The sequence below is a fragment of the Deinococcus carri genome (assembly GCF_039545055.1).
GTDB lineage: Bacteria > Deinococcota > Deinococci > Deinococcales > Deinococcaceae > Deinococcus > Deinococcus carri.
This window is the reverse complement of the sequence record NZ_BAABRP010000017.1, coordinates 52,860-69,939: the sequence shown is the minus strand read 5'-3', so window position 1 is coordinate 69,939 and position 17,080 is coordinate 52,860. Positions and strand designations below refer to the sequence as shown.

Sequence of the window (17,080 nt, the reverse complement as noted above, 5' to 3'; positions counted from 1 at the left end):
CCCTGACCGCACGGGGCAACGTGAGCATGGTCATCACCGATAAAGCCGTCTTCGAGTTCCTGGACGGCCAACTCACCCTCACCGAACTGCTGCCCGGCACCACCCTGGAGGAGGTCCGCGCCACCACTGGTGCACGCTTTAAGGAACGGCTGAAGGAAGTCCCGGTCGGCTGAGGCTCAAGCCTCCAGGGTCCGGGCCAGCCAGTTCGCAACGTCCAGAATGGCGGCGGGGGACAGGGTGTGCCCGCCCTCCCACCAGCGCAGTTCTTTCGGTTCCCGCGCCGCCGCGAAGAGCCGCTCGGCCTGCTCCGGGCGAATCACCGGGTCATACCGGCCATTCACCATCAGTAGGGGCCGGCCGGCCAGTTGGCGCACCGCCCGCAGGGGGTCCGCGATGGGGCGCGCCAGGGCCGTCAACACCGGGTGCTGGGGGAGGTCGCCCCCCGCCGCCAACACCACCGCCCGGATTTCGGGCTGCCGCGCGGCCAGCATCAGCGTGAGGAACGACCCCAGCGAGTACCCCACGGCCCCCACGCGCGACCCGTCCACCACCGCGTGCGCGCGCAGGTACGCTGTGGCCGCCTCCGCCTCCTGCAGGGCGAGCCGCCACAGCCGCACCGCCTCCAGCGGCTGGCGCAGGGACTGGAGGTCGTGCGGATTGCCCCGCGTGCCGTGCTGCGGCAGGTCCGGGGCGAGCGACGCCACCCCCTGCCGCAGCAGCGCCTGCCCCACCGTCTCGGCCATCACCGCGCCCCGCGAGGAGAAGCCGTGCAGCAGCAGCGCGGCAGGCGCGCGGGCCACTCCCTGCGGAACCTGGAGGATGGCGGGAAACGTCCCGCTTCTCACCCGCAGTTCGAGGTGAAGGCGGGTGCCGCCCGAAACGGGCTGTTCTTCCAGAATCCGGGGCGTGGGCGGCCGCATGGGGGGAGAGTACGGTTCACCGCTGCCCCCCTTCGTGATGCCACTCCCGAACGGGAGCGCTCAGGACCGGTCTGGCAGAATCAGCGGGTCTTCCCGCAGGCCCTCCTCGGTCACGCCGGGAGCCAGGACGCCGTACAGCAGCAGGCTGAAGCGGTCCTGCCAGTCGCGCAGCACCTCGCGCTGGTCGCGGTGGCCGCCGTGCAGCAGGGCCAGCAGGCAGGCGTCCACCAGCAGGGCGCTCAGCAGGTGGGTGTCCACGCCGCCGCGCAGGGTCCCCCGGTCACGCATGGCCAGCAGCACGGGTTCGACCAGCGCCACCAGCGTCAGTGCCGTGCGGACATCCTCGCTGCTGCCCTGCCGCGCCCCCAGCACCGCGTGCCCCACCGCGCCGACCAGATGGCGGTAGCGCACGCCCAGGTCGGCCATGCGGGCCGTGACGTGCCCCCAGACCGCCTGGGGTGCCGCGCCCGCGTGCAGGCGGCGCACGGCCTCATCGTGAGTGTCGCGTACGGTGCGCTCGAAGTGGGCGAGCAGCATATGCACCTTGCTGGGGTAGTAGCGGTAGAGGTTGGTGCGGCTGACGAACGCGGCGCGGGCGATTTCCTGCGCGCTGGTGCCCTCCAGACCGCGGCGCGCGAACAACTCGAAAGCCGCGCGGGCGATGCGTTCACGCCGGGCGTCATCCTGTTCCCCACGGTCCACCTTCACGCCCCCAGGGTAGCGCCAGGCCACCGCTTCTCCCAGTCCCCTTTCTCACGGTTGGGCCATGAACCGGGTCAGCCCAGCGGCACCCAGGTCCAGCCGCCCACGTCGTACCGCCCCGCCTTCAGGGCCGCCCGCCGCGCCCCCAGATTCTCGCCGTGGACGGTGCCCAGCAGCACCCGCCCCTCTTCGGGCAGCGCCCGTGCCAGCAACGTGCTGAGGTGTGCGCCGAGGCCCTGGCCGCGCGCCCGCGGCGTCAGCAGCAGTTCCTGAACGACGTAGGCGGGCAGGCCCAGTTTCGTTTCGGCCAGCGCCCCGGCGTACCCGCTCCACTCGCCCTGCCACAGCACGTCGAACATGGTGCCCTCGTCCATGACCTCTTGCAGGTCCTCCTCGCTCAGCAGGCGGGCCTGCCGGGTATGGTCGGGGTGGGCCGCGTCCAGGGCGGCATAGGCCCGCGCCGCCTCGGCGTGGCGGGAGGTGTCGCGGGTGGGCGCGAGGGTCAGCCCTTCGGGCACCTGTCCCGCCCGCAACTCCGTCAGGGGCGCGGCCAGCACCCGCATGTCGGGCCGGGCACCGGGCAGCCGCGCGGGCCAGCCGTCCAGCGGTTCGGCGCTCCACAGCCGCAGGCGTGGTGGGTGGAAGGCTCCATAGGCCACCTCCGCGGCGTCCTTCAGGGCGGGCACATCTGCCGGAACGAGGGGCCGCGAGGTCACGCTCACGTCCACGAAGGGCCGGGTGGGGTCGAGCCGCTCAAACCGGATGGAGAGCATCGCCCGGAGGTCAGGCCGCACCTCCACCCAGCGGTTCAGAAAGGCTTCCGGCGGCTGCCCCACGTCCAGGAACTCCGCCCGCCCCGCGGCCAGGTCGAGGTCCGTAGCGAGTTGCAGGTCGAAGGCGTGTTCCTCCGCGAGCAGGTCCAGGCGAGCTGTATCGTCCACCCACAGCCGGGTGAGGGGATGCTGCGCGGCGAGCGAGCAGGCAGCCAGGTCGCGGGCGGTGGGCAGGGTCAGGTGGGTCACTACCCCGAACGTAGCAGGACGTGAAGCGACTGGGGAATACGCCGGGTGGCGGGGCGCAGGCCCTCAGCCCCCGGCATTCGGCCGGGGAATCACCGAGATGTTGCCGGAGCGTTCGAGGATGGCGTACTTGATCTGGTCGAGGCGCTCCAGGCCCTGCAACTCCCGCGCGGCATTCAGAATGTCCGACTCATCGATGCGGAGCTGCTCCATCCGCTCCTTGATGGGCTGACCGTTTTCCAGAATCAGGACGGGAACGCTGTCTATCAGCCGCTCGACGCGGGGCGAACGCTGTTTCCACAGCGAGAGGGAGATGTCCAGCCCGACCAGGGTGACGATCGCCAGCACCGCCTGGGTGATCGAGAAGTCGTCCCCGATCATGGCCTGCTGCGTCACCTCACTGATGATCAGGAGCAGCACGAAGTCGAAGGTGGTGATCTGGGTCAGCGTCCGCTTTCCGGCGACCCGGAAAATCAGCAGCAGAAATAGGTAAATGGCGGCAGAACGTAAAACGGCGTCCATCGGGGCCTCCAGCCGGGGAAGTGTGGTGAGGGGGAGGGGTCGTGAGGGGAAGTGTGCTGAGGAGCAGCGTGGTAAGGGGAAAGCCGCGCTCAGGGGTAGATGAAGGTCGAAAACCCGGCTCCCTGCGCCGCTCCGGTAGGTTCCATAAGGCCCAGCGACCCGTTCAGGCGGCCGATCGCCTCGGTTTCCAGCTCGAACACGAGATCGCCCGACTGCGTGCCCTGCCGCACGTTGAAGGTGTAGATCAGGCGCGGGCCGTCGAGCTGGACCGAGTCGGGTTCGGGAATGACCTTCTGGATGACCATGTGTTGCAGGTAGTCGCGGCTCAGCCAGACCTGCACCTGTCCCTCCCGCACCGCCTCCGGGCGGAAGGTCAGCCGCAGTTCGGCGGGGGCCATGTACCGCGCAAAGCGGTTGTACTCGGCTTCCAGCCGACCATCCGGCGTCCTGGCCTCGCCCGTACTCAGGGGGCCGGAGCCGAACAGCCCCAGCAGGGCCGCCAGGACGACGAGCAGCATCACCGCCCAGCCGATCTTCTCCCCCCGGATTTCCCGGCGGTGAAAGTCCAGGTCCTGGCTCAGCTCCAGGTCGCCTATGCGTGACGGCCCGCTCAAATGGGGCCTGCCTCAGTCCAGCGGTTGCTCATGCCCTGACAGTACGCGAGGACACACTCAGCGGGAGTGAAGAACTTCTTCAGCAAGTGGCACGACAGACGGGGAGGCCGCAGCACTCTGGCTCCGGCCTCCCCGTGGATATGTTTCGCCGCGTCATACGGGATTGCTCTGATTCCCGGACATCTGGGAAAGCGCCAGATGTTCCCGCCCGCCCTAAAAGCGTGTCCAGAGGCGGCTCTGGACACTGGGCGGTTCCATCGCCGCAATCCCGTCCTTTTTGCTGCTCGCTCTGCTGCGCAGCTTTGCAAGTCCGCTCGGTCGATTCCAAGGAATCAACGCAATTTGGTATCAGCGTTCGTAGAAGGGCGGCGGCTCCAGCCCCAGCGCGCGCAGGTACACGTAGCCCTGCCCCCGGTGGTGAATCTCGTTGTCGATGTTGTAGATGGCGGCGGCCCAGCCACTCATCTCGCCCCAGGGGAGCGTGTGCGTCTGCGGAAAGAAGGCCACGTCCACCTGCGGCAACTCCGCCTCGATGCGGGCGGTCAGGTCGTCCCAGCGCGCCAGCAGTTCGGCGCGGTCCTGCGAGACCCCCTCGCGCCAGTCGGGCATGGGCCAGTCGCCGGTCAGCAACCCCGTCAGGGTCAATTCGCTGACCTGCTGGATTTCCCAGGCCAGGACGCCGAAGGGTCGCATGCCGCCCACACTGAAGCTGAACAGCTGGTCTTCAGGAAACGCCTCGATCACGCGGCGGGTCAGGCGGCGATTGCCCTGCCAGTACTCCAGAAACTGGGCGGGCGAGACGATAACGGGGGAATCAACAGCGGGCGTATTCTGCATCTTGACCTCCGCCCACAGCGTAACTGGAATTCCCGTCAGGACCTGTCGTCCGGAGCAGCCGCCTGAGCGTGGCATGCTGGGGCCATGTACGACCCCTCCATGCGGGTGCTGACCGTACTGGAACTCCTCCAGGCCCACGAGCGGGTGACGGGCGCGGAGCTGGCGCGGCGGCTGGAGGTCAGCCCGCGCACGGTGCAGCGCTACATTGCCCGCTTGCAGGACCTGGGGATTCCGGTGGAGTCCACGCGGGGGGTCGGGGGCGCGTACCGCCTGAAACCGGGCTTCCGCCTGCCCCCGCTGATGTTCGGGGAGGAGGAGGCGCTGGCGCTCGCGCTGGGCCTGCACGCCCTGCATCACCTGGGCCTGACGGCGCTGGCCCCAGCGGTGGCGGGCGCGAGCGCCAAGCTCAGCCGCACCCTGCCCCACGCGCTGCGCGAGCGGATGCGGACGCTGGAGGAAACCGTGCAACTCGACGCCTTTCCCTGGACCGTCCCGATCGGCGCGGAGGTGCTGTCGGCGCTGCTGGCGGCCATGCACGCCGGGCGCGCGGTGGCCTTTGCCTACCGCTCGCACGCGGGCGAGGACACCCAGCGGGAGGTGGAGGTCTACGGCGTCGTTCACCTGGATGGCCGCTGGTACGCGGTGGGCCGCTGCCTGACGCGGGCCGCGCTGCGGACCTTCCGGCTGGACCGGATCGCCGCCCCGGCGCTGCTGCCCCGCACCTTCACCCGCCCCGACGACTTCGACGCGCGGGCCTACCTGCGTTCGACCCTGCCGTTCGTCCACGCACCCTTCGAGGTGGAGGTGTGGCTGGACCTGCCCCTGGAGGCTGCCGCCCCCCACTTTGCCCCCTGGCGGGTGGCCCTGGAACCGGACGCGGGGCGTGGGGGCACCTGGCTGCGCTGCCAACGCGAGGCGCTGGAACCCTTCGCCACGCTGCTGCTGCGCCTGGACTGCCCCTTCACCGTCCACCGGCCCCCCGAACTGCGGGAGGTGTTCGGCCGGCTGGCCGACCGGGCACAGGCGGCGCGGCTGGCTCCCTGAACTGGCCCGCGAAGCTGTGATGCTCCGGATAACCGGCAGGCCGCACCCGCCCTCCCCCACAGGGCAACCCCAAAGTCGCGGTGGTTGCACAGCCTCGCTCGACCCCTCTGCAAGTAACTCAACCCCTCCAGCCCTTCGGGCCACCTCTGCTTCGCAGCTTTACAAGTCCCCTCAAAGGGAGGCAACAGATTTGGCTTTCTAGAGGCCAGACAGCGCCCCTGGCTCCCCTTGAGGGGAGCTGTCAGCAAAGCTGACTGAGGGGTTGACCGGGGCAGGCATACCTAGAACCGGATTTTGCGCTTGCTCTGCCCTCCCCCATTCCCCCACCCCTGGGGCCGGAAGCCCCGTGGTAGGCTCCCCGGTTGAGATGCTGCTTCTTTTTCTGGGTCGGTTCACCGTGCGGGGTGAGGCGTGACGGTCGTCTGCGCGCTGCTGTCGTGGTTCCTGGTGGGCCTGTTCATTCGCGCCAGCAAGGCCTGCGGCTGGGGGCAGCCGGTCCGCAAGGACGGTCCGCAGACGCACCTGAAAAAGGAGGGCACGCCCACGGCAGGCGGCGTGGCCTTTGTGCTGGCGCTGGCGCTGGTGTTCTTCCCGCTGTACTTCACCGGGCACGCGGGCGGCGAGCGCGAACTGCTGATCATGCTCGCGGCGCTGGGGATGGGCATCATCGGTGGCATCGACGACCTGCTGAAAATCCGCTCGCGGATGCGCGGCGGCGGCAAGAAGGAACTGCTGGCCCGCGAGAAGTTCCCGCTGCAATTCCTGGTGGGCCTGGCCTTCGCGTACTTCGCCGCGCCGCTCGCCAGCCATGAACTGCTGCCCAGCCTGGGCCAGTGGCCCGACGTCATCCTGCTCACGCTGGTGATGGTGGGGGCCGCAAACGCCTTCAACTTCACCGATGGGGTGGACGGCCTGCTGGCGGGCGTGGCGATGATCGTGCTGCTGCCGCTGCTGGCCGTGTCGCCCGTCTCGGCGCTGCTGGTCGCCGCGCTGCTGGGCTTTCTGTGGTTCAACGCGCACCCCGCGCGGGTCTTTATGGGCGACATGGGCAGTCACGCCATCGGGGCGATTGCTGCCGGGGCCTACGTGCTCTATGCCGACGTGTGGCTGCTGCCCCTGGCCGCCATCATCCCGGTCGTGGCGGTGCTGAGCGTGGTGATTCAGGTCATCTCCTTCCGCCTGCGCGGCAAGCGCGTCTTCAAGATGAGTCCCATCCAGCACCACTTCGAGCTGAGCGGCTGGCCGGAAACCCACGTCTCCACCCGCTTCTGGGTGATCACGGCGGTGGCGACGGCGGCAGTGTGGTGGATTCTGGGGGGAAGGCCGTAGGGGAAGCAGGAAGCGGTGCGCGGTACGCGGGCAAGAACACTGCCTCCCGCGTACCGCGTACCGCTTCCCACCCTCTACACTTGCCCCCGTGACCCCGCCCCTCCCCGACCTTCCCGCCCTCCTGGCCCGGCGCGCGCACCTGTCCGCCGAGGGGACCACCGCCTTTCGCGCAGCGCACACGACCGAAACGGGCGGCGTGTTCGCGCTGGACCTGCTGGGCGACGCGGCGGTGCTGAGCCTGTACGCGGACCTGACGGCAGAGGAGGAGGCGCGGCTGGCGGCGGCGTGTGGGGCGCTGCCGGGGGTGGCTGGGGTGTACCTGAAACGCCGCCCGGTGGAGGCCCGGCACGCGGCGAACGTGGCGCGCGAGTGGCTGTCGCCGCCCGAGCCGGTGTGGGGCGAGGCGCGGCCCGAGGTCGTGGCGCTGGAGCGCGGCGTGCCCTTCCTGCTGCGGCCGGGCGCGGACCTGAGTACCGGGCTGTTCACCGATGCGCGGCTGCTGCGCGGCTGGGTGCGCGACCATGCCCCGGTGGGCGGGCGGGTGCTGAATACCTTCGCCTACACCTGCGGCTTCGGCCTGAACGCGGCGCTGGGCGGGGCGGAGGTCGTGAAGAACGTGGACCTCTCGCGCAAGGCGCTGGCCTGGGGGCAGGAGAACTACGCCCTCAGTGGCCTGCCTGCCCCCGACCCCGATTTCCTCTACGGCGACGTGTTCGAGTGGCTGCGGCGACTGGCCAAACGGGAGGACGCCTTCGACCTGGTGATTCTCGACCCCCCCAGCTTCGCGCGGGGCAAGTCGGGCGTGTGGCGGGCCGAGCGGGATTACGGGACGCTGGTCACGCTGGCCGCCGCCGTCACTGCGCCGGGGGGTCGCCTCCTCGCCGTGACGAACCACGCGGGCGTGACGGCCAGGACGTTCGAGCGGCTGGTCACGGCGGGGCTGGCGGAGGCCGGGCGGCCGGGTCGCCCCGGCGCTGGGCTGGGCGCGGGCGAGGACTACCCCGGTGCCACGCACCTCAAGGCGCAGGTGTGGGCGCTGGGTTAGCCGTCCCGATGCGGCGCGGGCACGAACGGCGAAGGCTCCCCGCCGATGAAGGTGCAGGCCACGTCACCCAGCGCCAGCTCCTCGCCCACGTCGCCATGAATGGCCGTGACCTGCCTCAGCACTACGTCCACGACCTCGCCCGCCTCGATGCGGCTCAGCTCCTCCGGGATCACGAAGGCGCTGACAGAAACGTTTCCCAGCACGAGGTGGACGAATTCGCTGGCGCTGGTCATGCCTCAGGATACCCGCTCTGTCCCTGTGGCCCACCTCACTTCGTTTTCTAAAGTGGGCGCTATGCTGGGGGCATGACGCAGACTTCAGGCTCTTCCGCAGCCGCCGAGCAGCAGCAGGTGCTGGTGCCCCTCACCACCCCGGAGGAGGTGGACACCTTCCTGGCGGAGTACCCGCTGGCGGCGGTGTTCAAGGCCGGAACCTGCCACAAGACCATGCAGGGCTTCGGCGTGCTGGAAACCTTCCTGCAAAAGCACGAGCTGCCGGTGGGCTTCATCCGCGTGGTGGACTGGCGGCCCGCCAGCAACCACGTGGCCGAGCTGACAGGCATCCAGCACCACAGCCCGCAGTTCATCCTGTTCCAGGAAGGCCAGCCGCGGTTCGAGGTGAACAACTGGGACATCACCCCCGAGGCCCTGGCCCCGGTGTTCGAGGCGCAGGTGCCGCGCCGCAGCGGCGAGGGCGCGGTCGCCACCGACGACAACGTGGAGCCGTACCGCCGCCTGATGCGGGCCTATCTGGACGGGCAACTGAGCGACTGGGCGTTTCAGGACCAGTACGTGACCCTGTTCCGTGACGATGCCAGCCTGCGCAGCCAGCGTGAGTTCGAGGCGCTCTCCCGCCTGTTCGGGGACCCGGACGCCTACCACGGCGGCCTGCACCAGCTCGGCACCCCCCAGGATCGCGGCGACCTCAAGGCCCGCGTGCAGGATCTGCTGAACGAACTGGGCTGAAGTCTGTTCCCACCTCTTCCCCGCCTGGGCCGCGTGCCGGGCGGGGTTTTTCTGATTCCGGCATGAAGGCCGGGTGAGGATGTAAGCGGCGCGTAAGAGCCGGTGCGGTGTGATAGGGCCAAGTTCTTCTCTGATGTCGTGACGCTCCGGCCACGGGCCACGACCTCTGCGGTTCTTCTTCATTCTCCTCAGGACTCCCCAAACGCCATGTCGATGCCCCAACCCCGCCTTTCCGTGCCCCTGGACCGTGCCGCCTACGTGCAGCTCCTGACCGACCACTACCCCTGGACCGAGGTGACCGTGGACCTCGCCGCCCGGCAGGCCGAGGGCCTGAGCGGCATCTTCGACGCGCAGCAGGGACCGGACTGGGCGCGCTTCGTCTGGGTGCGCGGCACGCTGCGGGGCGGCTTTACCGCCGCCGGTGACGTGACCTGGCCCCTGGCCATGAACGCCCTGCCGCGCGCGCAGGTCACGCTGGTCCCGCTTGCCCCGGCGGTCGCGGAACTGGTGTGGGCCAGCCGCACCGGGTCGCCACAGCCGCAGGCCACCCACTGGCCCGAACTCCAGGCCGACCTGGAACGTCAACGCTTTGCGGGGGTGCTGCTGCATGACGGCACCTGTAGCTTCTGGGAGGGGGGCCGCGCCATCGGCGGCACGCTGCCCGCTTCCGGCGCGGCCTGCCAGACGCTTTCGCAGCTCGGGGGGGGCGCGGTCGGTCAGGCGGCGCTGCTGGCCTTCTGGCGCGAGCTGATCGCCACCGCCCACCGCGTCACACCGCTGGACGAGGCGTGGCGGCAGGTCAGCATGCGCCTGGCCGACGAGCATCCCTGCCTCGACCCCTTTGCCCAGGAGGTCACTGTGCAGGGCGGGCAGCTCCGGGTCGAACCCGAACTGGAACTGGCCGAGGTGCAACCCGCGCTGCTCGGCGGGTTCCAGGCCACCCTGGCCCGCCTGGGGCTGCGGCTGGCCGACCTGCCGATCACGGAACTGCGCGCGCGGCCCGAGTGGGCGGCCGCCGGACTGGAGACACCATGACTGCCCCGCAAACAGCAGAAGGCACCCCCGCCTGGCCGCCGGGCCTGACCGGCGAAACCCCCCTCCCCTTCGCGGTGTGGCGCGTGCTGCACCACGTGGACGGCGTGCGGGACGCGGCCGAGGTCGCGCGGCTCGCGCGGGTCACGCCGCAGATCGTGCAGGCGACCGTCGCGCAGGCCGCGGCCTGGGCCAGCCGCGCCGCCCAGCGCACCCAGCCGGTCACCGAGGCCTCGGCGCAGGCGGTCACCCAGTGCGTGATCGCCGTGGTCGGCCCAATGGGCGAATTCATGGTGGACGACGTTCTCGACGAACTGGGAGAGCAGATTCCCCTCAGCACGCTGCTCTCCAGGGTGGCGGCGCAGCTCAGCGAGGCGCAGGTGCAGGCCTTTGTGCGGCACCTGCGCGCGCGGGGGCTGGCATGAACGGCTCCGCACTCTCTTTTCATTCCCGGCGACTTGAGCCGTGGCAGCCCGGCGGCGCGTCCCATACGGGGACGACCGGCCCGGCGGCCAGGAAGGGCAACGCATGAAGTACACGGTCACCCTCCGTCAACCTGTCCCGGACGAGGTGCGTCCGGCCCTGGAGCAGCAGCTCGTGGAGCGCTTCGGACTCAGCAGCGAGCAGGCGCAGCGCCTGGCCGCCCGCCGCTCGGGCCGCCTGATGAAGCCGACCGGGCGTGCCCGCGCCGACCTGCTGCTGCACGTTTTCGAGGACCTGGGTGCCCAGGTCGCGCTGGAGGAGGTGCGGGACGAGACGACGGAAATGCCCAGTCCGTTCCAGGCGGCCCCGGCCGCGGGGTCAGTGCTGCGTGCCGTGCCCGACCTGGGCGGCAGCGCGGCCCCGGCAGCCTCCCTGCCGGAGGCGGGCGCGGCCAGCCGGGCCGAACCCGGCGTGCTGACCCTGCCCGCCGACGACGTGTGGGCTGACCTGGCGGCGGACCCCTTCGCCCCGGCTGCCCTGGGCACCGACCCCTTCGCGGCCCCCCTGCGGGCGGAGGGCACCGCCCCGGTGGGAGCCAGCAGCCTGCCCCCCTTCCCGGCCGCCGACGCAGCTCCCGGCGGGGGAGGGCTGGCCGGAACCCTCCCGGTCACGCCCGCTGACCCCGCGGGGGGCAACCCTGCGGGCAGTGGCGACATCTGGTCGGACTTCACGGGCGCGCTGACCATCCACGACAGCAAGCCGCAGGCCGAGGCCGAGGCTGCCTCGCCCGAGATGTTCCTGACCGCCGTGTCGGACGAGGCGCGGGGGCCACTGGGCCGCCGCCGCAGCCTGGCGCGGCAGATGACGGTCGGGGCGCTCGCGCCGCTGGCGCTGTCCACCGCGCTGACGCTGGGGCTGCTGACGGCCATCCTGCCCAGCCTCCAGCGCCAGCTGGTGCAGCAGAACGCCGAGGCGGTCGCCGTGGCCGTGGGCACCAGCCTGGACACCCGCGACCAGGAAACGGTGAATGCCCAGCTCGACGCGCTGCTCAAGCGTTCAAGCGTCGGCTTCGTGCGCGTCGAACTGCCCGACGGCACCACCTACTTCCGCAGCCAGAACCCGCAGCTTGACGGCACCTTGCAGGGCCGCGTCGCGGGCTTCCTCAAGGACCACCCGGAAACCGGCACCTTCGTGACCAGCGGCAGCGCCGCCGACGCCTACCGCGAGCAGCTCAAGCAACTCGAAGAGGTCGGCGCGGGCGACTCGCCCCAGGCCAAGGAACTGCGTGACCTGGCCGGGAACAAGGACAACCAGCAGGCCGAGCGCACCAACTACGTGGTGAGCCGCCTGGGCGTGGTGGACACCGGAAACGGCCAGCGCACGACCGCCTCTGCCACCGAGGACAGCTCGGACCTGCTGTACCGCATCGCGGTGGGGGTGCCCACCAACCAGGCGCAGGCCAACCTGCGCAACACGCTGCTGCTGGTGCTGGGCGTGTCGCTGCTGGCGCTGGTCCTCGCGGCGATTCTGGCTCTGCGCGCCGCCCGCCGCGTCGTGCAGCCTATCGAGCGCCTGGTGAAGGTGGCCGACGCCATCAGCATGGGCGACCTGACCCGCCCGGTGCAGGCCGACCGCAACGACGAGATCGGCGACCTGGCCCAGGCCCTCGAACGCATGCGCCTGAGCCTGGAATCCGCGATGGACCGCCTGCGCCGCCGCAAGCGCGCGTAAGGGAGGCAGGGCGCGGTGCGCGGGACGCGGGAAAAGCCTTCCTGTGTCCCGCGCACCGCCTCTTTACATCTCCAGCCGGAAGGCCTCCCTCAGCCCCGCCTCCGCCACCTCGCGCGTGAAGGCGGGGGCGTGGTTCAGCGCGAGGAGGACGCGGTAGGTCCGCACCGCCAGCTCCCGCTCGCCCTGCGCGTCCCGCACCTGCCCCAGCCGGGCCAGCACCACGCCGGGGAGGCTGCGGGGCACGTCATCGGTGAGGGCGTGGGCGGCGCGTTCCAATAGAGCGCGGGCACCCGCCAGGTCCCCGACAGCGAGATAGATGCCGGCGGCGGCGGCGTCCAGTTCGGCCCTGGGCGTGACGGCGTCACCGGATTCGCGGTCCAGGGCGTCCAGCAGCGCCCCCAGGTCATCGTCCTCGCGCAGTTGCCAGGCGCGGTCGGCCAGGGCACGCAGGCGGGAGGTTTCGCCGGGCGTGAAACCGGTCAGGTCGGGGAGCCGCGCGGCGGGCAGCCGGTCCAGCAGGCCGGGGAGGTCGTCCAGCGGGGCCAGGACCACACCGTCCGCCACGTCGGCCAGGGCCGCGGCCACCGCGTCCAGCCGCCGCTCGTGCCAGCGGGTGCCCGGTCCCTCGCCCAGCGCCTCCCGGATGGCCGAGTGGTAGGCGCGGGCTGCCTCCTGCACCTCCGGCCCCAGGGCCAGGGGGAGGGTCAGGGGAGCCGTCAGGACCGCCGCGAAGGCCTGCTCGGCCTGGGCCGCCGCCCGTAGGCGCTCGCGGCCCTGGGGGTACTGGTTCAGAAAGGAAACGAGCTGGGCGTATTCGGCCTCGACATCCGGCAACGCCAGCGGCAGCTCGCGGATGCCGAACCCCGCGGCGGGCAGCGCGTCGCGCAGGGGATGGTCGGGGTCAGGCCCGCTGGCCCACAGTACTTCCGGCCCGGCTCCACCGTTCTTCTGCAAGTGGCGCAGCAGCTCGACGACGGTGCCCGCATTGAGCTGCGGGTGCAGGCGCAGCAGGTCGCCCAGGTCGGGCAGCAGTGTGAGGCTCATACCAGATCACGCGGGCGGTAGGTCACGGCCTCGGCCAGATGGGCCTCGCGGATGTCGGCGCTGCCCGCGAGGTCGGCGACCGTGCGCGCCACACGCAGCACGCGGTCGAAGCCCCGTCCTGTCAGGCCGAGCTGCCGGGCCGCAGCGCGCACAAAGCCCTCCGGGCCGGGCGCGAGCGGCGCGTGGTGGCGCAGGCCCTGGCCCACCAGATCGCTGTTGCGGGTGCCCTGCCGCGCCAGCATGGTGTCGCGGGCACGCACCACCCGCTGGCGGATCTGGGCGCTGCCCTCCGATTCCGGCGCGCGGCTCAGCTCGTCCACCGAGAGGCGCGGCACGCGCACGATCAGGTCGATACGGTCGAGCAGCGGGCCACTCAGACGCGCGGCGTAACGGGTGCGCTCGGCGGGCGTGCAGGTGCAGGCCTTTTCGGGGTCGCCGTGGTGACCGCAGGGGCAGGGGTTCATGGCCCCGATCAGCTGGAAGCGGGCCGGATAGCTCACCGTGGCGCGGGCGCGGCTGATCGTCACCTGCCCGTCTTCGAGGGGCTGCCGCAGGGTTTCCAGCGCCTTGCGCGAGAACTCGGGGAACTCGTCGAGGAAGAGGACGCCCCGGTGCGCCAGCGACACCTCGCCCGGTTTGGGCACGCTGCCGCCGCCGATCAGCCCCGCATCGCTGACGGTGTGGTGCGGGGCACGGTAGGGGGCCTGCCCGACCAGCCCCCCCCGCGCCGCAAGGAGGCCTGCGGCGGAATGAATGCGCGTGACCTCCAGCGCCTCGGCCCGTGTCAGGGGCGGCAGCAGGCCGGGCGCACGGCGGGCCAGCATGGTCTTGCCGCTGCCCGGCGCGCCAATCAGCAGGAGGTTATGTCCACCCGCGACGGCGATTTCCAGCGCCCGTTTGGCCGCCGTCTGCCCCTTGAGGTCCGCGAGGTCCAGCAGTGCGGTGTCGCTCGGCGCAGGTTCAGGCGGCGGCGCTGCGGCCAGAGGGGTCTGGCCGGTGAGGTGCTGCACCGCCTCTTGCAGGGTGGCCGCGCCGTACACGGTCACGCCGTCGATCAGGGCCGCTTCCGGGGCATTGCCGCCCGGCAGCAGGGCGGGCAGGCCCTCCTGCGCCGCCAGCAGCGCGAGGTTCACCGCCCCGGCGATGGGCCGCAGCGAGCCGTCCAGGGCGAGTTCCCCGGCGCTCACCACCCCCGCCAGCGCCCCGGCGGGCAGCAATTCCTGGGCGGCCAGCAGACCCAGGGCGATGGGCAGGTCGTACAGCGGCCCCTCCTTGCGCAGGTCGGCGGGGGCCAGGTTCACCGTGATGCGCGCGGCGGGAAAGGGCAGGCCCGCGTTCCGCACCGCCGCACGCACGCGCTCGCGGGCCTCACTGACCGCCTGATCGGGCAGGCCGACCACCGTGAAGGCGGGCAGGCCCGGACTGACATCCACCTCCACCTCGACCGGGACGGCATCCACGCCGATCAGGGCCACGCTGCGGGCACGCGCCAGCATCAGCGCACCCCCGCGGGCAGCCCTGCCACGCCAACCGTTCCCGGTCCGGCATGCACCAGCAGGACGGCGGCGACCTCCCGGGTGCCAACGACGCGGATATTCCTGAGCGCCAGTTCCCCGGCCAGCCAGCCGGCGTCTTCGGGGTTCCCGGCGTGCAGCACGACGGCCTCGCGGCCTTCGGGAAAGGCGCGGACCAGTTCGCGCAGCGCCGCATGAAAGCCCCGCACCCGCGCCACCGCGTCCACCCGGCCCCCCTCGACCGCGATGACGGGCCGCACGTTCAGCATCCGCGCGGCGGCCCCCGCCACCCGCGACAGCCGGCCGCCCGCGATCAGCCAGCGCAGATCCTGCGGCACCAGGCGCAGAAAGACCCGCTCACCGTACCCGGTCAGCGCGGCGGCCACGCTGACCGGGTCACGGCCCGCGTCCAGCCACACCCGCGCCTGCCGCACCGCCGCCCCCAGCGCCGCACTGACCGCCCGCGTGTCCACCACCCGCACGCGCCCCCCGAACTCCTGCGCGGCCTGCACCGCCGACTCGGAGGTGCCGCTGAGGCTGGAGGCCACCGGCAGGCACAGCACGCGCTCCGCAGACCCCAGTGCGGCCTCGTAATGCCGGGCGAAGTCCTCGGGCGTTCCCCGGCTGGTGCGGGGCGCGCTGCCGGCCAGCATCCGCGCGCACAGGGCCGCGCTGGTCATCACCTCCAGGCCGGGGCGGATCAGGGTGCCCGGGTCGCTGTAGACCGCGCCGTCCATCTCCAGCGTCAGCGGCACGACCGTGACCCCCAGCGCCGCCCGCTCGGCCTCGCTGATGTCCGCCGTGCTGTCGGTTACCAGCGCTATGCGTTCACTCGTCACCCGCGCAGTCTAGCGGGCCGGTCCCGAGTCGGCGGGCACAAACCGGGGGCCGGGGGTGGGCGGCCGGGGCCAGACACGGAGGCCGCCCGGCAGCAACGTTCGGGATAAAAAAAAGCTCCTCCCCGCAAGAGGGGGAGGAGGCCGGAACCCGGCAAGCAGCGCGGCAGCCGGGAGGAGCGGGGCCGGCTCTCTTTTTGGGAGAGGCGCGCCAGCTCCCGCCCCGGTGCTGCTTATACTGATTCCGATTGAAGGGTGTTGAAAACACCCGGAAATCCGACCAGAGGGAGAAGGAACAAGGGCGGATTTCGGGAAATGGATGAACAGGCGGTGCCCTCCCGACTGTTCAGGAATTGGACGGAATCCGTATTACTTCGTCGCGGGCGGCGTGACGGCGGCCTTGTTCGTCTGGATGTTCAGGCGGGCAATCTGGGCGTCCAGGTACTTCTGGGCGGCGTCGCGGGCGAGCTGTTCACGAATCAGGGGCGCGACCTCGCTCAGGGGGGCCAGGCCCGCCGCGTTGCGCTTGGTCACGACCAGCACGTGCCAGCCGTACTGGGTCTGGACCAGTTGCGGCTGGTTGAGCGGGGCGTTGAAGGAGGCGCGGTCAAAGGCCTCCACCGTGTCGCCGGGCGAGATGCAGCCCAGGTCGCCGCCCTCGCCCGCGCTGCCGGGGTCCTGGCTCTTTTCCTTGGCGAGCTGCGCGAAGTCCGCGCCGCCCTGCACGGCCCCCAGCACGGCCTGGCCCTCGGCCTGGGTCTTGACCAGGATGTGCTTCACGCAGGCCTCGGCGGGCCGGTTGAACGAGGCGCGGTTGAGGTTGTAGAAGCTCTGCACCAGCGCGTCCCCGAAGGTGAAGCGGCCCTTGATGCTGTCGAGGTAGGCCTGCACCACCGCCTGCCGCTCCAGGTCGGCCCGCAGTTCGGCCTCGTTGTCAAAGCCGGTCGCCTTGAGGGCCTCGGCAAACTCCGCGTCGCTGGCAAAACCCTTGCGGGCCGCCGCCACCTGCGCGTCGATCTGGGCGGGCGCGACCTGGGTGTTCCGGCGCGCGAGCTGGTACACCGCGCGGTCACGGGCAAACTGGGTCAGGAAGTCCGGGCGGGCCTCCGCGAATTCGGCCAGCATCTCGGGGGTGTAGGGTACGCCCTGCGAGTTCAGCACGCGCGCCACCGCGATGCGGAAGGCCCGGTCGAAGTCGGCCAGTGTGTAGCTTTCGGTCCCCACCTGCGCGACCACCGTCTGCGGGCTGGCGGCCTGGGCGGGTGTCGCCGGGGCCGTGGGAGCCGGTGTGGTCGGCGCGGGCGCGGTGGGAGGGGGCGTGGTCGGCGTCGTGGGGGTGGTCTGGGCGAGGGCCGCGCCGCCGAGCAGGAGCGCGAGCGTCAGAATGCTTTGTTTCATCTTTTCACTGTACCGCCCGGCGGGGCGCGGCGAGCGTTGACTCAGGGCCAGGTGAATGGGGCCGCCTGACCAGAAGGGGACTTCCCCTCCCCTGCTACAATCCCC

Annotated in this window: 18 protein-coding genes; 7 read left to right on the top strand and 11 right to left on the bottom strand. The window is 71.3% G+C overall.

The annotated features are described in order from the left end of the window. Positions 1-176 precede the first annotated feature (176 nt). The 6 genes from ABEA67_RS16025 to ABEA67_RS16000 all read right to left on the bottom strand — a co-directional run bounded on the left by ABEA67_RS16025 (position 177) and on the right by ABEA67_RS16000 (position 4,614). A complete protein-coding gene (locus tag ABEA67_RS16025) occupies positions 177-920 on the bottom strand; it encodes an alpha/beta hydrolase family protein (RefSeq protein WP_345467105.1) in 744 nt (247 codons plus the stop codon). A gap of 60 nt (positions 921-980) precedes the next feature. Then, positions 981-1,628: a TetR/AcrR family transcriptional regulator gene (locus ABEA67_RS16020; RefSeq protein WP_345467102.1), complete on the bottom strand. Its 648-nt coding sequence runs from the start codon at positions 1,626-1,628 to the stop codon at positions 981-983. 68 nt (positions 1,629-1,696) lie between these two features. Next, positions 1,697-2,644 carry a GNAT family N-acetyltransferase gene (locus ABEA67_RS16015; RefSeq protein ID WP_345467099.1) on the bottom strand — a complete coding sequence of 316 codons (948 nt, stop codon included), beginning with the start codon at positions 2,642-2,644 and terminating at the stop codon, positions 1,697-1,699. Positions 2,645-2,707: 63 nt separating this feature from the next. Continuing rightward, a complete protein-coding gene (locus ABEA67_RS16010) occupies positions 2,708-3,163 on the bottom strand; it encodes a DUF421 domain-containing protein (RefSeq protein WP_345467095.1) in 456 nt (151 codons plus the stop codon). An 89-nt stretch (positions 3,164-3,252) separates the two neighbouring features. Next, complete coding sequence (locus ABEA67_RS16005) at positions 3,253-3,777, bottom strand: hypothetical protein (RefSeq protein WP_345467093.1); 525 nt, start codon at positions 3,775-3,777, stop codon at positions 3,253-3,255. Between the two features lie 348 nt (positions 3,778-4,125). Next, positions 4,126-4,614 (bottom strand): DinB family protein, encoded by a 489-nt coding sequence (locus ABEA67_RS16000; RefSeq protein ID WP_345467091.1) that lies wholly within the window; start codon positions 4,612-4,614, stop codon positions 4,126-4,128. Between the two features lie 84 nt (positions 4,615-4,698). Between ABEA67_RS16000 and ABEA67_RS15995 the strand changes: the two genes are divergently transcribed. The 3 genes from ABEA67_RS15995 (at position 4,699) to ABEA67_RS15985 (ending at position 8,032) form a co-directional block, all read left to right on the top strand. Beyond that, entirely contained in the window at positions 4,699-5,658 is a 960-nt protein-coding gene (locus ABEA67_RS15995; RefSeq protein ID WP_345467089.1) for a helix-turn-helix transcriptional regulator, read from the top strand. A gap of 411 nt (positions 5,659-6,069) precedes the next feature. Next, positions 6,070-6,987, top strand: coding sequence for a phospho-N-acetylmuramoyl-pentapeptide-transferase (locus ABEA67_RS15990; RefSeq protein WP_345467086.1), 918 nt, complete (start codon positions 6,070-6,072; stop codon positions 6,985-6,987). 88 nt (positions 6,988-7,075) lie between these two features. Next, entirely contained in the window at positions 7,076-8,032 is a 957-nt protein-coding gene (locus tag ABEA67_RS15985) for a class I SAM-dependent rRNA methyltransferase (RefSeq protein ID WP_345467084.1), read from the top strand. On the opposite strand, the gene ABEA67_RS15980 is transcribed toward ABEA67_RS15985, so the two are convergent. Continuing rightward, positions 8,029-8,265, bottom strand: a complete 237-nt coding sequence (locus tag ABEA67_RS15980; RefSeq protein ID WP_345467081.1) for a hypothetical protein — start codon at positions 8,263-8,265, stop codon at positions 8,029-8,031. The two genes, ABEA67_RS15985 and ABEA67_RS15980, sit on opposite strands and share 4 nt — an antisense overlap. A 72-nt stretch (positions 8,266-8,337) precedes the next feature. On the opposite strand from ABEA67_RS15980, the gene abxC reads away from it, so the two are divergent. The 4 genes from abxC (at position 8,338) to ABEA67_RS15960 (ending at position 12,183) form a co-directional block, all read left to right on the top strand. Beyond that, entirely contained in the window at positions 8,338-8,997 is a 660-nt protein-coding gene (abxC, locus tag ABEA67_RS15975; RefSeq protein ID WP_345467079.1) for a monothiol bacilliredoxin AbxC, read from the top strand. Positions 8,998-9,204: 207 nt separating this feature from the next. Further along, on the top strand, positions 9,205-10,032 hold the full coding sequence (locus ABEA67_RS15970; RefSeq protein WP_345467077.1) for a hypothetical protein: 828 nt from the start codon (positions 9,205-9,207) through the stop codon (positions 10,030-10,032). After that, the gene (locus ABEA67_RS15965) at positions 10,029-10,454 is read left to right on the top strand and encodes a DUF8082 domain-containing protein (protein WP_345467075.1); all 426 of its coding nucleotides are present in this window, start codon (positions 10,029-10,031) and stop codon (positions 10,452-10,454) included. Before ABEA67_RS15970 ends, ABEA67_RS15965 begins: the two co-directional genes overlap by 4 nt. Positions 10,455-10,557: 103 nt before the next feature. After that, positions 10,558-12,183, top strand: coding sequence for a HAMP domain-containing protein (locus ABEA67_RS15960; RefSeq protein ID WP_345467073.1), 1,626 nt, complete (start codon positions 10,558-10,560; stop codon positions 12,181-12,183). A 63-nt stretch (positions 12,184-12,246) separates the two neighbouring features. Here the strand turns inward: ABEA67_RS15960 and ABEA67_RS15955 are convergent, their stop codons facing one another. The 4 genes from ABEA67_RS15955 to ABEA67_RS15940 all read right to left on the bottom strand — a co-directional run bounded on the left by ABEA67_RS15955 (position 12,247) and on the right by ABEA67_RS15940 (position 16,975). Beyond that, positions 12,247-13,227 carry a hypothetical protein gene (locus tag ABEA67_RS15955; protein ID WP_345467071.1) on the bottom strand — a complete coding sequence of 327 codons (981 nt, stop codon included), beginning with the start codon at positions 13,225-13,227 and terminating at the stop codon, positions 12,247-12,249. Next, positions 13,224-14,723: a YifB family Mg chelatase-like AAA ATPase gene (locus ABEA67_RS15950; RefSeq protein ID WP_345467068.1), complete on the bottom strand. Its 1,500-nt coding sequence runs from the start codon at positions 14,721-14,723 to the stop codon at positions 13,224-13,226. The genes ABEA67_RS15955 and ABEA67_RS15950 overlap by 4 nt, the downstream gene beginning before the upstream one ends. Then, positions 14,723-15,580, bottom strand: coding sequence for a DegV family protein (locus ABEA67_RS15945; protein WP_345467066.1), 858 nt, complete (start codon positions 15,578-15,580; stop codon positions 14,723-14,725). The genes ABEA67_RS15950 and ABEA67_RS15945 overlap by 1 nt, the downstream gene beginning before the upstream one ends. A gap of 366 nt (positions 15,581-15,946) precedes the next feature. Beyond that, on the bottom strand, positions 15,947-16,975 hold the full coding sequence (locus tag ABEA67_RS15940; protein ID WP_345467063.1) for a peptidylprolyl isomerase: 1,029 nt from the start codon (positions 16,973-16,975) through the stop codon (positions 15,947-15,949). Positions 16,976-17,080 lie beyond the last annotated feature (105 nt).